Origin of the sequence: Pseudomonas sp. T8 (assembly GCF_024610635.1) — a bacterium.
Classification (GTDB): domain Bacteria; phylum Pseudomonadota; class Gammaproteobacteria; order Pseudomonadales; family Pseudomonadaceae; genus Aquipseudomonas; species Aquipseudomonas chlororaphis_I.
The window spans coordinates 2,305,361-2,319,873 of sequence record NZ_CP102374.1; the positions used below are offsets into that span (position 1 = coordinate 2,305,361).

Annotated in this window: 12 protein-coding genes; 5 read left to right on the forward strand and 7 right to left on the reverse strand. The window is 60.9% G+C overall.

What is annotated here, in order from left to right:
• Positions 1-36 precede the first annotated feature (36 nt).
• Together NRG23_RS10280 and NRG23_RS10285 are read right to left on the reverse strand one after the other, a co-directional pair.
• Entirely contained in the window at positions 37-660 is a 624-nt protein-coding gene (locus tag NRG23_RS10280) for a glutathione S-transferase family protein (RefSeq protein WP_124339768.1), read from the reverse strand.
• Between the two features lie 42 nt (positions 661-702).
• On the reverse strand, positions 703-1,362 hold the full coding sequence (locus tag NRG23_RS10285; protein ID WP_038580923.1) for a transglutaminase family protein: 660 nt from the start codon (positions 1,360-1,362) through the stop codon (positions 703-705).
• A gap of 245 nt (positions 1,363-1,607) precedes the next feature.
• Between NRG23_RS10285 and NRG23_RS10290 the strand changes: the two genes are divergently transcribed.
• Together NRG23_RS10290 and NRG23_RS10295 are read left to right on the forward strand one after the other, a co-directional pair.
• A complete protein-coding gene (locus NRG23_RS10290; protein ID WP_124339767.1) occupies positions 1,608-4,055 on the forward strand; it encodes an acyl-CoA dehydrogenase in 2,448 nt (815 codons plus the stop codon).
• Between the two features lie 84 nt (positions 4,056-4,139).
• Positions 4,140-4,547, forward strand: coding sequence for a PA2817 family protein (locus NRG23_RS10295; protein WP_007931642.1), 408 nt, complete (start codon positions 4,140-4,142; stop codon positions 4,545-4,547).
• A gap of 76 nt (positions 4,548-4,623) precedes the next feature.
• Here the strand turns inward: NRG23_RS10295 and NRG23_RS10300 are convergent, their stop codons facing one another.
• Positions 4,624-5,607 (reverse strand): LysR family transcriptional regulator, encoded by a 984-nt coding sequence (locus tag NRG23_RS10300; RefSeq protein ID WP_257374596.1) that lies wholly within the window; start codon positions 5,605-5,607, stop codon positions 4,624-4,626.
• A 91-nt stretch (positions 5,608-5,698) separates the two neighbouring features.
• On the opposite strand from NRG23_RS10300, the gene NRG23_RS10305 reads away from it, so the two are divergent.
• The 3 genes from NRG23_RS10305 to NRG23_RS10315 all read left to right on the forward strand — a co-directional run bounded on the left by NRG23_RS10305 (position 5,699) and on the right by NRG23_RS10315 (position 7,837).
• The gene (locus tag NRG23_RS10305) at positions 5,699-6,325 is read left to right on the forward strand and encodes a hypothetical protein (RefSeq protein WP_081362299.1); all 627 of its coding nucleotides are present in this window, start codon (positions 5,699-5,701) and stop codon (positions 6,323-6,325) included.
• Between the two features lie 101 nt (positions 6,326-6,426).
• Positions 6,427-7,197, forward strand: coding sequence for a 2OG-Fe(II) oxygenase (locus tag NRG23_RS10310; RefSeq protein ID WP_081362300.1), 771 nt, complete (start codon positions 6,427-6,429; stop codon positions 7,195-7,197).
• Between the two features lies 1 nt (position 7,198).
• Positions 7,199-7,837: a LysE family translocator gene (locus tag NRG23_RS10315; RefSeq protein ID WP_081362301.1), complete on the forward strand. Its 639-nt coding sequence runs from the start codon at positions 7,199-7,201 to the stop codon at positions 7,835-7,837.
• Between the two features lie 77 nt (positions 7,838-7,914).
• On the opposite strand, the gene NRG23_RS10320 is transcribed toward NRG23_RS10315, so the two are convergent.
• The 4 genes from NRG23_RS10320 to NRG23_RS10335 form a co-directional block, all read right to left on the reverse strand.
• Positions 7,915-8,736: an alpha/beta hydrolase gene (locus NRG23_RS10320; RefSeq protein ID WP_257374597.1), complete on the reverse strand. Its 822-nt coding sequence runs from the start codon at positions 8,734-8,736 to the stop codon at positions 7,915-7,917.
• A 365-nt stretch (positions 8,737-9,101) separates the two neighbouring features.
• Complete coding sequence (locus NRG23_RS10325) at positions 9,102-11,978, reverse strand: ATP-binding protein (RefSeq protein WP_257374598.1); 2,877 nt, start codon at positions 11,976-11,978, stop codon at positions 9,102-9,104.
• 316 nt (positions 11,979-12,294) lie between these two features.
• Positions 12,295-13,254 (reverse strand): fimbrial protein, encoded by a 960-nt coding sequence (locus NRG23_RS10330; protein ID WP_110176030.1) that lies wholly within the window; start codon positions 13,252-13,254, stop codon positions 12,295-12,297.
• Between the two features lie 107 nt (positions 13,255-13,361).
• Entirely contained in the window at positions 13,362-14,078 is a 717-nt protein-coding gene (locus tag NRG23_RS10335) for a molecular chaperone (protein WP_038631098.1), read from the reverse strand.
• Positions 14,079-14,513 lie beyond the last annotated feature (435 nt).

The following is a 14,513-nucleotide window of genomic DNA, read 5'->3' on the forward strand; positions in this document are numbered from 1 at the left end:
CCGCACAAGTACAGTCACCTGTGTTGATAGTCAGTATTAAGTCAACGCGGTCATCACCGCCTTGCGATAGGCCGGACGCTGCTGCAAGCGTGCGTACCAGGCTTGCAGATTAGACAATGGCGGGCGCTCGATGGGCATTTCGAACCAGGCATAAATGAAACTGCCCAGGGGGATATCGCCCATGCCGATTTCGTCGCCGGACAGGTAGGGATGTTCGGCCAGGGCCTGGTCGACCACTGCCAGCAGTTCGCCGCAGTTGTGCAGCGCGGCATCGATCTTGTCCCAGTCCTGCTGCTGCGCCGGCGTGCGCAGCACACCCCAGAACAGGTGGCGGAAGGGTTCGGCAAAGGTCGAGGTGGTCCAGTCCATCCACTTCTCGGCCGAGGCCCGCGCCCGCACATCGTCCGGGTACCAGGCCGTACCGGCGGCATGGCGCGCGACGAGATAACGCACGATGGTGTTGGATTCCCACAGCACGAAGCCGTCGTCCTCGATCAGCGGAATCCGCCCATTGGGGTTCATCGCCCGATACGCCGGGGTATCCACCACGCCGAAGGCGCCACCGGCATCCACCGCCTCGTAGGTCAGGCCCAGTTCTTCGGCGCACCACAATGCTTTCCTGACATTCGACGAGTTTTTCCGACCCCAGATCTTCAGCATGACCGCTCCTCAGTGATGAATGCCGAGGCAGTCTACGCCGGATCAGACCTGACTCAAATCACTCTGCATGTCGCCCAGCAGCATCGGCATCTGCTCGCCGAACAGGTGCGGATAACAGGTTTCCAGGTGTTTGAAGAAGAAGGTCTCGGGGACGTCGGCGAACTGTCCGTGGTCCAGCACGTACTCCATCATCTGCTCACCCTGGCGGTTGAAGGGGTGGAATACGCTGTCGTGGCGGCCATCGAACTCCAGTGGTGCCACATCGTACATCTCGCAGAGTTTCCGGTTGAACGCTGGCGTGGCCTTGACCCAGCGCCCTTGCAGGTACAGCTCGGTATAACCGTGCATGGCAAACACGTCGCTGCGCAGCAATTCCAGCAAACGCGGGGTCGACAGGTGATTGCGCACGTCCGCCAGGCCGATCCGCGCGGCAATCCCGCAATGCCGCGCACAACCGGCGAGCAGGGTGGCCTTGGGCACGCAGTAACTTTCGCCCGCGGCCAGGGCATGGCTGCCACGCAGGGTCTCGGGGTCGCGACTGAAGGTGTAGGGGTTGTAGCGCACGGCCTCGCGCACCGCGTAATAGAGGCTCACCGCCTGCTCCAGCGGATCGCTGCTGGGGCCACGATGAGTTTCCGCGAACTCCACCACCGCGGGATGGTCACTATCGATGAAGCGGCTGGGACTCAAGTACTCGTGCATGGGGATATCTCCGAGTGAAGTCTCGAGTCTAACGACGGCCTCATCCCAGCGATAACGACGTTTCGGCCAAACATCAGAGGCTGCCGCTTCGAGCCTGACAAGATCGACAAGCTGCTGACCCGATGCCTGACGCGCTGCGTCCGCTTCTTCTTACCGCTTCAAGCGCACTGCCCTGTCACCCCTTTTGTCGGATGCCGACTAAGCTCTTTGGGTGATTTTGCCCCTGGCTTCACGGAGGATTAAATATGCTGTTGTTGTGGATACTGGTTCTGCTGGTCGGTATTGCCTACCTGGCCCACCGCCGCATCGCCCCCCTGCCCGCCCTGGGCGTGGTGGCCGTCTACCTGCTGGCCATGGGCGCCTTCAGCCATGCACCGGGCTGGTTGCTGCTGATCTTCTGGGTATTGCTGGCCGCGGTGGCGGCGCCCTTGCTACTGCCCGACCTGCGCCGCAAGTACTTCAGCGCCCCGCTGTTCAGCTGGTTCCAGAAAGTCCTGCCGCCGATGTCGCAAACCGAACGCGACGCCATCGATGCCGGCACGGTCTGGTGGGACGGTGAACTGTTCAGCGGCCGTCCGGACTGGAACAAACTGCTGGCCTACCCGAAAGCGCAACTGAGCGAAGAGGAACAGGCCTTCATCGACGGCCCCACCGAAGAACTGTGCGCCATGGTCAGCGACTGGCAGATCGGCCAGTCCATGGACCTGCCGCCCGCGGCCTGGGAGCACATCAAGCAACACGGCTTCTTTGCCCTGATCATTCCCAAGGAGTTCGGCGGCAAGGGTTTCTCCGCCTATGCCCACTCGCAAGTGGCGATGAAACTGGCAACCCGCAGCGGCGACCTGGCGTCCACCGTGATGGTCCCCAACTCCCTCGGCCCGGCCGAATTGCTGCTGCATTACGGCACCGACGAACAGCGTAACCACTACCTGCCGCGGCTGGCCCGTGGCGACGATATCCCGTGCTTCGCCCTCACCGGCCCGCTGGCCGGTTCCGACGCTGGCGCCATGCCCGATACCGGGGTGATCTGCAAAGGCCAATGGCAAGGCGAGGAAACCATCGGCCTGCGCCTGAACTGGGAAAAGCGCTACATCACCCTGGGCCCGGTCGCCACCCTCCTCGGCCTCGCCTTCAAGGCCTACGACCCGGACCACCTGCTGGGCGAGGATGAAGACCTGGGGATCAGCCTGGCACTGATTCCGACCGACACCCCCGGCGTGGAAATCGGCCGCCGCCACCTGCCGCTCGGCGCCGCCTTCATGAACGGCCCGAACTCCGGCAAGGACGTGTTCATCCCCCTGGACTTCCTTATCGGCGGCCAGGAAATGCTCGGCAAAGGCTGGATGATGCTGATGAACTGCCTGTCGGTCGGCCGCTCCATTTCCCTGCCGGCCGTCGGCACCGGCGCGGCCAAGTTCACCAGCCTGGTGACCGGCCAATATGCCCAGGTGCGTGAGCAGTTCAACGTCCCGCTCAACGCCTTCGAAGGCATCCAGGAAGCCCTGGCCCGCATCGGTGGCAACGCCTGGCTGATGGACAGCGCGCGCATGCTCACGGCCAATGCCGTCGACCTGGGGGAAAAACCCTCGGTGCTGTCGGCGATTCTCAAGTACCACCTGACCGAACGCGGCCGCGAGTGCATCAGCCACGCCATGGACGTGCACGGCGGCAAGGCCATCATCATGGGCCCGAACAACTACCTGGGCCGCAGCTGGCAAGGCGCGCCGATCTTCATCACCGTGGAGGGCGCGAACATCCTCTCGCGCAACCTGATGATTTTCGGCCAGGGCGCCATTCGCTGCCATCCGTTCGTGCTCAAGGAAATGGCCCTGGCCGGGCGCGAAGACCACGATCAGGCGCTGGTCGAATTCGACGGCCTGCTGCTCAAGCACATCGGCTTTGCCGTGAGCAATGCGGCCAGCACCTTGGTGCTGAACCTGGGCCTGGGGCACTTGGAACAAGCGCCGGGGGACAAGCTCAGCCAGGGTTATTTCCGAGCCCTCAATCGCCAGGCCGCGGCCTTCGCCATGCTGGCCGACCTGAGCATGATGCTGCTGGGTGGCGAACTGAAACGTCGCGAACGCCTGTCGGCACGCCTCGGCGATGTGCTCAGCCATATGTACCTGGCCTCCGCCGCCCTCAAGCGCTACCACGACCTGGATTCGCCGGAGCATCTGCAACCACTGTTCACCTGGGCCATGGAAGAAAGCCTCGGCCAGTCGGAACGGGCGCTGGACAAACTGCTCGAGAACTTCCCGAACCGGGTGCTGGGCTGCCTGCTACGGGTGGTGGTCTTCCCCTTCGGCCGCCGCCACAAAGGCCCGTCCGATGAACTGGATGCCGAGGTCGCCGCGATCATCGGCCGGGCCAAGGGCGACCCGACCCTGGAAGAACTGCTGGCTGGCTGCTACCGCCCACAATCGGCAGAGGACCCGGTCGGCGCCCTGCAACAGGCCTTCGACTTGTTGAGCGCCAGCCATCCTCTGCAGAAAAAACTGCACGAGGCGCTGAAAAGCGGCCAGGTCAAACCGGTCGCCGGCGAACATGCCATCGACGCCGCGCTGGAAGCCGGCGTATTGCAACCGGTGGAAGCCCAGACCCTGCGCGAGGCTGAAGCCGCCCGCCGCAAAGTCATCGACGTCGATGACTTTGCCAAGGAAGAGCTGACCCTGAGCGAAGGGAAAACCCGCTAAGGCGCAAGACCGTCAGGCGGATTATGAAACCGGGCGCGGGAGCTATATACTCCCGCGCCCGTTTTGCTGTTGAGGACTCATGTCATGTCCAACGTCGTCGCCGATCACCTCGTCCTGCTCGACCATTTGCGCAGTATCCTGGTCGCCGTGGGTGAAGCCGAGCAGGTTCCCGAAGAAAGCCATGCCTTGTTCCTGGAACGCTTCGACGAACTGCGCGCCTCGCTGCCGATCGACCCGATCGAAAGCCAGTACCTGGGCCAGGACCTGCTGTGCCAGGTGATGCAGCGTTATCCACAGGTCGCCCATCTGGTACCGCGCGACCTGCTGTGGTTCTTCGCCGGGGATTGCCTGCACTACATGCCCGACGAAGAAATCGACCTGTACCAGGCGCTTGAAGAACGCCGCTACGAGGCCGAGCAGAACGATGAACCGTTCGACTGGAACCAGGAAAAGCAGCTGCTGGCGCTCTCCGCCCAGGACAGCAAGCACTGAGTCCGGCCCGGACACTACAAAGGCCCGCATGGTTGAACCGGCGGGCCTTTTGTTTTTCTGCCCATGAGCGGCTGGCTCAGCCGGCGCCATCGCCTTCGGGCTGTTCGTAGCCTTTGGTCTCCTGCTTGCCCTGCCGACTCAAGGTCGGCTCCTTGGCCAGGCACTCCACCAGGTAATCGATGAATACCCGCAGCTTCGGCGGCAAGTAACGGGTCGGCGAATGCAGCAACCAGGCGCCGCCATGGTAGGAGGCGAGAAACGTCCAGTCCGGCAGTACCTGCACCAGCAAGCCCTGCTCCAAGGCATGCCGCGCAGTGAAGTACGGCAAGCTGCCGATGCCGATATGTTCCAGCACCGCCCCCAGCCGGACCCCGGTGTGATTGGCCGCATAACGCCCGCGCACGCCGACGGTCACCGACTTGCTGCCCTTCTTGAACTTCCAGCGCGCATCGCTGGGGGTTTCGCCCAGGTAAATGCAACTGTGGCTGAGCAGGTCATGGGGATGGCTCGGCGTCCCGTGCTCGGCCAGGTACTGCGGCGTGGCGCACAGCATATGGTCGATGGTCAGCAACTGGCGCCCGACCAGCCCCGCCGGCGGTTGATCGGTGATGCGAATGGCCAGGTCGACGTTGTCGTCGATCAGGTCGATATTGCGATCTTCCAATAACAGCTCGACATCGACCTTGGGGTAACGCCGCAGAAACTCGGGCATATAGGGGTGCACGACAAAACGCCCGACCGCCTTGGGCACGCTGACCCGCACCAGCCCTTCGGCTTCGTGGGTGAACTGACCGCTGATTTCCATCACCGACTTGGCGGCGCTGACCATCTCGCTGCAACGCTTGAACACCTCCTCGCCCCCTTCGCTCAAGCGCAACTTGCGCGTGGTGCGCTGCAGCAGGCGGGTCGCCAGCGCCTTCTCCAGACGGGAAATGCTGCGGCTCACTGCTGACGGTGAAGAGCCCAACTGGCGGGCGGCTTCGGAGAAGCTGCCGACCTCGACGACCTTGACGAAAATCGCCATTTCACCCAGCAGCGGAAGGGGGAGATTTATGCTCACAGCACAACAGTCCTTTGATATTTGAACGGATTATCACGCAATTCCGTCGCGCCATATAATTAAAAAAGACATTTTAATAAGGGCACGGAATATGACGCTTCGCCTCTTTTTTCATAATGATGAACTCAAGGCCAACGTTGAAGTGCTCGAATGCACCCCGCAAGACAACGAATTCGCGGTGGTCCTGCGTGCCACGATTTTTCATCCCCAAGGCGGCGGCCAACCCTGCGATACCGGCTGGATCGGCGACAGCCAGGTATTGCGCGTGGTCCAGGAACCCGAGCGGATCGTTCATTACGTCAGCCAGCCGGTGCAACCGGGCATGGTCCAGGTCCAGGTCGATGAGCAGCGCCGCCAGTTCAATACCCGCATGCACTCGGCCGGGCACCTGATCGGCCATTTCGGCGAAACCCGCGGCTGGGTCCCGGTCAAGGCCCATCACTGGCCTGGCGAGGGCCGCGTGTCCTTCAAGCCCGGCGACAGCCCGCAGGAACTCGACGTCGACAGCCTGCAGAGTGGCATCGATCACTGGATTGCCGCCGACCTGCCGCGCCTGGTCTCGCTGCGTGAAGGTTCGCGGGAAATCGGTTTTGGCGAGCTTCCCGCCTATGGTTGCGGTGGTACCCACGTGAAACGCCTGAAGGAATTGGGCAACGTCACTATCGCCTCCCTCTCGCAAAAGAAAGGAATGCTTTCGGTTCACTACCACGTGGACTGATTCATCGGCGGTGTCGCCTTGCACATCACGCGACGCATCGCCTGACACAGGGGAAACCCGCGTGCGCGGGTTCGACGACTATCGGATAGAGGGATCTGCAGATGATGCTTGACGTCGAGCGTCTCGATGAGACGTGCATAAAAAAACTGGCCCAGGAACAAGTGCTCGCCCTGCGCATCAAGAACTTCCTGCCGCACGCCCAGGCGATCCAGTTGGGCGACAAGATTCTCGCTCCCGGCTTCGAGGGCTACATCAACGCTCCCAGCATCGGCCGTATCGGCATGGCGTTTTATGAAGCGGAAAACCAGCCGCTGCTGATCGAGGACTATTTCGAGCGCGCCACCGCCAACATCGACGAACTGCGTTCGCGCTGCGCCCCCTACGCCTCTCCTGTCGACACCCTGCGCTGCATGCTCGACGAGTCCTGGCCGGCCGGCGCCCACCTGGAAAACCTGTACGGGCGCAAGATGTACGTCGGCCTGTCCCGGGTGGTGAAGCCCGGCGTGTGCTTCCTCGCCCATCACGACATCTTCGCCAAGGACGCCCCCGACAGCTTCCAGGCCCACAGCCTGGAAGCGCAGTTCGCCTGCAACCTCTACCTGAACATGCCCGAGGCCGGCGGCGCCCTGCAGATGTGGAATCACGATATTTCGCCGGACCAGTTCGACGAGATGCGCGGCGACAGCTACGGCATCGATCCCGCCCTGCTCGGCACGCCCTCGCTGGAGATTCGCCCGGAGCCCGGGGATTTCATCATGTTCAATTCAAGGCGCATGCACGCCGTCACCCCGGGGGTGGCCAACCCGCGCCTGAGCCTTTCCTTTTTTGTCGGCTATCGCGGCAGCTCGTCCCCCCTGACCTTCTGGAGTTGAAATGCTTTCCAACTATCTAGGCGAATTCCTGGCCCTGGCGACCATCCACTTTCTCGCCGTGGTGGCTCCCGGGCCTGACTTTGCCGTGACCATCCGCCAGAGCGTGCGCTTTGGCCGGGTGGTCGGGCTGTGCACGGCCATCGGCATCGGCGCGGGGATTTCCGTGCATGTGCTGTACACCCTGCTGGGGGTCGGTGCGCTGATGCACACCACGCCATGGCTGCTGAGCGTGGCCAAGGTGGTGGGCGGTGCCTACATTCTTTATCTCGGGGTCAGCCTGCTGCGCAGCAAGCCCAAGACCTCGATCGAAGGCAGCGATGCGGGTAATGATCAAGCACAGCGGCAGACGTTGCCCAAGGCCTTCATGACCGGTTTCCTGACCAACGCCACCAACCCCAAGGCCACGCTGTTCTTCCTGGCGATTTTCACCACGGTGATCAGCGCCAGCACACCGCTCAAGGTGCAGGCGCTCTACGGTGTGTGGATGTGTTGCGTGAACGCGCTGTGGTTCGTGATCGTCGCGCTGTTCTTTTCCAGCCCGCGGGTGCGCTTGTTGTTCATGCGCATGGGCCATTGGTTCGAACGGACCATGGGGGTGATCCTGATTCTGTTCGCCGGGCGCCTGATCCTGTCGATGTAAGCCTCCCAACGCCCAGCTCGATCGAGCCGCCGGTAACTGGCGGCTCGATCCAGGCTTTGCTCAGTGCAGGTCCACGGTCAACGGATGGATGACAGGGCCTGAAGCAAGGCTCCCTCAGGTTTCGCCATTTCATCCAGTACTGAAAAGTGCGTGCAACCCGGCACGTGAACCAGCCGCACAGACTCTCCTCGAGCCAAGGCCTGCTTGGCGTACTCATCGGACTGGCGCACCAGTTCCGACAGCTCGTCGGCGCCTACCGCGACCCATGTATTGGCGCCCTTGTCGATATGGTGCAGCGGGCTATACGCATCGATTTCCGCATCCGAGAGGCTCAGCTTCTCGTTCAGCCAAGACAGGCTGATGGGTTCCAGGTCGACCAGTGCGCTGATGGCCAGGACATCGGTCACCCATGGGTGCGAGCGGAACTGCAGCGCCAGGTGCCCGCCTGCCGAGTGCCCGCTCAAGACTACCTTGTGCCCTGCGATCCCCAGCTGATCGGCGTCGGCCTGAAGATGCTCGAGCAGGCTGCCAATCTCACTGACGATCTGGGTCATCGAGGCTTGCGGCGCAAGCGTGTATTCGGCCAGGACGACGTTGAACCCCGCCGCCAGGGGCCCGGCGGCGATGAATGCAAAGTCTTCCTTGCTGCAATTCTGCCAATACCCGCCATGGATGAAGATGAGCGTCGGGGCGTCGGCTTTTCCACAAGGCAGCCAGTCATAACGCTGTCGAAGCGCCGTGCCGTAAGGCAGGTTGAGGCGACCGGCCGCAGAGGCATAGAAACTGGCGCTACGCGCCTGCAAGGCGGCGTAGATACCGGGGAAATCCGGCACCGCTTGCGTATTGTTGTACGCCGCATCGAGTTGGGCTTGATTCATGTCGCGATAGAGAAGGGTCATTGTCATCTCCGGTGGAAGGAATGTTTGAAAGGGCTTGGCCAGCGATCTGCGGTTCGTTCGGACCTATCCGGCATTGGCCGGGGTGACTTCAGGGGATCGGCTTCGCTGTCCACGGCTGCTCTCTGTGCGAGGAGTGCCACGCGTGGCGGGGGTTGTAGGCAGGAAGGTGGGCAGAACGCGGCTCGAATGCGTTAAAGAGTGAGTGGAGCCCATGTCAGACGTAAATCAGTCGATTCTTAAAACTTATAGGATTTTTCTTACCAACCACCTTGAGCGAACGGGCGGCGCTGGGCGAGCTCAACCAGCGCCGCCATCGTTCGTGATGGGATTGTCGGAATGCTTTCCTAGTAATCAGTTCGTCATGCTCAAGCCCGCGCAGGATCGCGTTGAGTATTCTCCAGCGCCTGTCGCAACACCTGCTGCGTCAGCGGCTTGAACACCACATCGTCCATCCCGGCGGACAGGCAGCGCTGGATCTCCGCATCCTCGGCACTGGCGGTCGCACCAAGGATCCAGCAGCGCCGGCGGCCCTCCTCGCGCTCCTTCTGGCGGATGCGCAGGGTCAAGTCATAGCCACCCAGGCGCGGCATCTGGCTGTCGGTGATCAACACATCGTACTCGGCAGCCAGCCAGGCTTCCCATGCCGCCTGACCATCCTCGACCAGCGTCACGCGATGCCCCAGAACCAGCAATTGCTCTTCCAGCGTCAGCCGGCTGAACGCATTGTCTTCGGCGACGAGAATGTTCAGCGAAAGCGCCTCCGTGCTCGCCTGCGGCACTTCTGCCGCGGCTTCGGCGGGCGCCTCGGCCAGGGGCAGTTGCAGGGTCACGCTGAAGCAGGAGCCGATATCCGGCTCGCTGCTCAGGACGATGCTGCCGCCCATGAGTTCGACCAATTGCCGGGTGATATTCAGCCCCAGGCCGCTGCCAAAGGTTTGCCCGGCCTGGGCCGAGCCGACCTGGGAGAATGGCTGGAACAACCTGGCCTGATCCTCCTCCGAGATACCGATACCGCTGTCGATCACCTCCAGCACCAGGTGCAGATGCTCTGCTTCCCGACGGCCCGAGGCATGCAGCGTCACCCTGCCCCGCTCGGTGAACTTGATGGCGTTGCTCAACAGGTTGAACAGCACCTGTTTCAAATGCAGCGGATCGATCAGCACCCATTGCTCCATGTCGCCCGTGAACTGCATCTCGAACGCCAGGTGCTTCTGCCGCGCCATGCCGACCACCAGGGGCGCGATAGCTTCAATCTGCGCCTTGAGCTGCACCGGCTCCGGTGCGGAATCGATCATGCCGGACTCGATCCGGGTCAGGTCGAGCACATTGCCGAGCAGCAACAGCAGCCCCTGCGCGGCCTCTTGCGCGATCGCCAGCGAAGCCTGGTCCAGCTCGCCCCGTTCGGCCTTCTGCTGCACCACTTCCTGCAGGCCGATGATGGCGTTCAGCGGGGTACGGATCTCATGGCTCATGGTGGACAGGAACACGCTCTTGGCCTCGTTGGCTGCTTCGGCCTTCTCCCGCGCCAGCGCCAGCTCGCCTTCGGCCTGGCGAGTCTTGCGCACCTGGCGGGTCAGGTAGAAACCCCAGATCAGCGACAGCAGGACCAGCAAGCCGAATACACCGCCGAGCCGCAGGATATTACTGCGGTGATCACGCCAGAAATGGCTGCCGGTGGTAGAAATACGAGGTTCCCAATGCGCCACGATGTCCGCCACCTCCTCCGGGGTAATGGCGACCTGAGCCTTCTCCAGGATGCTGCGCAACTCTTCCTGCCCCTTCAGCACCCCAAGGCTGACCGGCCGGGAGAACTCGTCGAGAATGCCGATCACCCGCAAGCGATTGTTGAAACGCTGCGCGGACAGGAAACGGCCGGTGTAGTCACTGCCGATGAACGCGTCGCTACGCCCGTCATCGACACTGCGCATGGCCTCCAAAAAGTTGGGATAGATCTGTAGCCGGATATCTGGATAGTCCTGCTGGATGATCGGGTTGATGAAGTAACCGGGGACACTGGCCAGGCGCTTGCCTTGCAGGTCTTCAAGGCTATGAAAAGGGCTGCCCTGGGTACGTGCGGATCGTGGCCCGGCCATCAGCACGACCGAGCTCCTCAGATAAGGAAGAAGGATATCCATATCCGCCTCGGTATCAGGATCTGCCGAGGTGACCGAGGTCATCAGGGTCTGGCCCTGGGTTATCTGCGCCTTCATCTCGGTATAGTTCTGCGCCCGGACAGGGCGAAACGTCAGGCCGCTTCGCTGGCTGATCAACTTGAGGTAATCGGGGCCGATACCCCGTACCTGCCCACCGCTGTCCAGTTGCCCCAATGCTCCGAGAGAGTCACTGACGCTCACCGGGATTTCCGGGTGTGCCGCCAGCCAACGGTTCTCGGCGGGCGTCAGTTTCACGCGCTGCTGGGTCAGGCGCAGGCTGCTCCCCGCACTCCAGTTACGCAGGATCTTTTCGCTATGCCGCGAGCGTATGGACGGCAAGGCGCGTTCGATCACACCATGCAATCGCGTATCGGAAGCGCGCACCAGGAAACCAAAACCACGGCTTTCCACCGGAGCGAAGTTTTCGATATGCAGGTCCAGCAGGTAGTTGATGTTGATCAGGTAGTGAGCCGACACCGCATCGTCGATCACCCCATCGACCTCACCCAGGCTCAATGCCTCGAGCGCGCGCAGCGGCGAGACAAAGGGCAGGACCTGGCTGTTCGGATAAGCGGCGGAGACTTTTTCCTCGGCACGATAGCCGGCAAATACGCCGAGCCGGGTGCCGGTTTTCTCTGGGTCGAAGGGGCGGCTCTCGGCTGTTACCAGCACGGGTTGGTTCGGTTCATAGGCCTGAGTCAGTAGCAAGCCGTGGTCCTCGGCATCCACCGCGGAGCCGCCGCCGACCAGGTCGATCTCGCCATTGTGCAAGGCGGCCAACGCCGCCTGCCGGGAAGCAAACAGACGGACATGAGGGGGGACTTCGAACAGCAAGGCCAGATAGTCCGCGGTGATTCCCTGAAAGCGATTGACGTCGAGCATGCCCAGCGGCGGGTAGTCGGGCAGTGCCACCCCGATCGTGAGCGGACCTCTGCTTGCCAGCCACTGGCGGTCTGCTTCGCTCAGCCATGGTCGGCTGGTCACTGCCACCCTTGCGATAAGCGAGATGTCTGATTCCTGTGCGAGTAGTAGCGGCGATGGAGCAAGTAACAGGCAGAGAACGACAATCCGACAGCACGCTGGAATCATGGAATACCTTCCTGGAATTCGAACCCCGGCAACCGGCGTAAGCGGGCCATTGCCCCACGAACAACAGCATCACCCTCTTATGGAAAGTGACGCTTTGATCTGTGGCAAATAGGGGATGGATCAAGAGTGATCCGTCGGTATTCTAGCCGGGCGCCGGCTGTTGTGAAATCAGCGGCGAGAACCTCTCTTGAGCGGCCTTCCATTTGCTCTCTGGCGCGCTCGGAAAAGCTGGATAACAGCGGGCTGGCGACAGAGATCCGGCCGGGCTGGGAACAGGTCGGCGAGCAAAAGGATTTGTGCCCGCCGCCAATAGCAATCAGTTGTAGTTGATAACGAAGCTCATGGTCGCATCGCCTTTGCCCGGTTTCATCTCGTCCCCTGTCGGAGCGTACTTGGCTTTGCCGGAGAATCGGTAAATGGAGCCATCGGCAGCATCCCTGTTCCAGTCGAGAGCGACGGATCGGGCGATGTCGAACGGCAACTTGACGCCCTTGTCGTTGACCAGGGAAATTCCCACCCCCGATGCGACACCGGACTGGCCCAGATTGGAAAGCTTGAGCATGCCGTCGGCCTGGGAGGTGCCTTCGAAGTAGACTTTCACCGGAACTTTTGCACCAGACGTCAACCCGCTACAGCGCACATCGAAGTTGAACGGCACCTCCCTGGCGCTACCATTCTTGATGTGCTGGATGGTTTGTTTACCCATCTGCACATTGACCGCCGCGCCCACCGACTCGCATCCGGAAAAATACACATCGTTGACCAGTTCGGTAGTGCCTTGCCCTTTGACCTGAAGGGCAGCACCTCCGGCTACCCAATCTATGGTGAACGCCATGGGTACACTTTTTCCTGACTCTACATCGCGGCCCGTGCGGATGATCCTCGTTACTAGATACGAAGGGAGCGCCTTACCTCCCAAGTTATGAAGCCCCTGGCTATAGAAAGGACACACCAAAGAACCCCACCAGTTCAAACAGAATTGAACGCCAAGGCCTTTGACACCTGTTTCATAAACCTTAGGTATCGCCGATGGTTTCAGTGCAGTACTGATGCGGATAGTGAGCTCCTGGTAATCATCAGAGCACGTAAAAGAACCACTCCAGAGCCTCACCTCATGCCTGGCAAGTTCCCCTCCAATAGGAGCTTCCTTAATGGCGGCCTGAGAGGGTAAAACGATGTCCAGCGCTCGCGGGATATCCGGATACGTACAAATTGCAAACGCCTCCCGAACAAACAGACCGGATAAAAACATCAAGACAAGTACCAGTTTTCGCATATAAATAGAATTCCTTCCCACGCCCCGTTAAGTGTCCGAGTACAAATCGATGATGGCCAAAAGAAGTAGCAAGAAAGTTTCCGTCGCTACCAAAAAGACGCCAAACCTCAGCCGGAGATAGTGCTGTCGTATTTGAGGATTCCGCCGTAATCACCAATGACTTCGAATTCAACCTTGAGGTCGTTGGCCTGGACGCCGTTCGGCAGTTCGGGAATCTCGACCTGGGCAGTGGTGGTCGGCGCGACCATATCGATCGGTGCAGTGAAACTCTTGCTTCCCATCCGCAACGTGATCGCGGCAAAAGACTGATGGAAAGCCGATGGATTGGTCACTTCCAGATAGGGTTTGCCGTCTTTGGCCAGCAGCCGCCACTTGAGCTGTTGCGGGGCCTGCACGACCTTTCCCGGTAGCCCGGCTGGCCGGTAGAACAGCTTGAGACGCTGCTGCACGGCGATTTGCAGGGTATTGTCCTCCCGGGACTTTTGCGGGACCTCGCGCACGTTCAGCCAGAACACCGACTCCTTGTCGGTCGGCAAGCCCTTGCCGCTGTAGAGGATGCGCAGCACTTGCTGCTGCTCGCCACTCAGGCGCTTGAGCACCGGGGTGAGGGCGAAGGGCACATCCTCGCTCTTGTCAGCCCCCTCTATCCAGGCCTGGAACATCAGGTCCTCGGCCGCGCTGTTCTTGATCACCAGGGAGGCTTCCTTGCTCGGTGCCGCAAGCACCACACGGGTGTTTTCCAGATTGATGCCAGCCTGGGAAGAGGTAGAAAAAAGCAGGGACAAGCTGGCCAGAATCACTCCGGCGATGACTGGAATCTTCACGGTAAATGCTCTACTCCGTGTGAATCGAACGGCTGAGGCCCAGTGTTTCGCCTTAGTGAAAAATATCGATGGCGCGATAAGGCCACTGTGCCGATATGAGTAACGTTCGAATGGATCGGGGGGAGGAAATTTACATGAGATAATTCTTATTATCAGTAGGACGATTCTCAAAATCCCCCCGATTCTGGGCCGTCGCGCCAATATCCAGCGCGGAAATCGTAAGCACAGGCAGCGCCCCCCAAGGACGACTCCTTGGGTATTTGCAACCCTGAATTTTCAGGTCGATATGAATGTGCGGCCGTTATTTAAATAATATGACTGCTAACTTCATGCCCCATCGACCTGACTACCGACAAAAACAAACGCAATATAAAAATCTGGAGATCAAGCGAATATAAGTCGACTCCCTCAAGACAAATAACCGCCCCATCATTT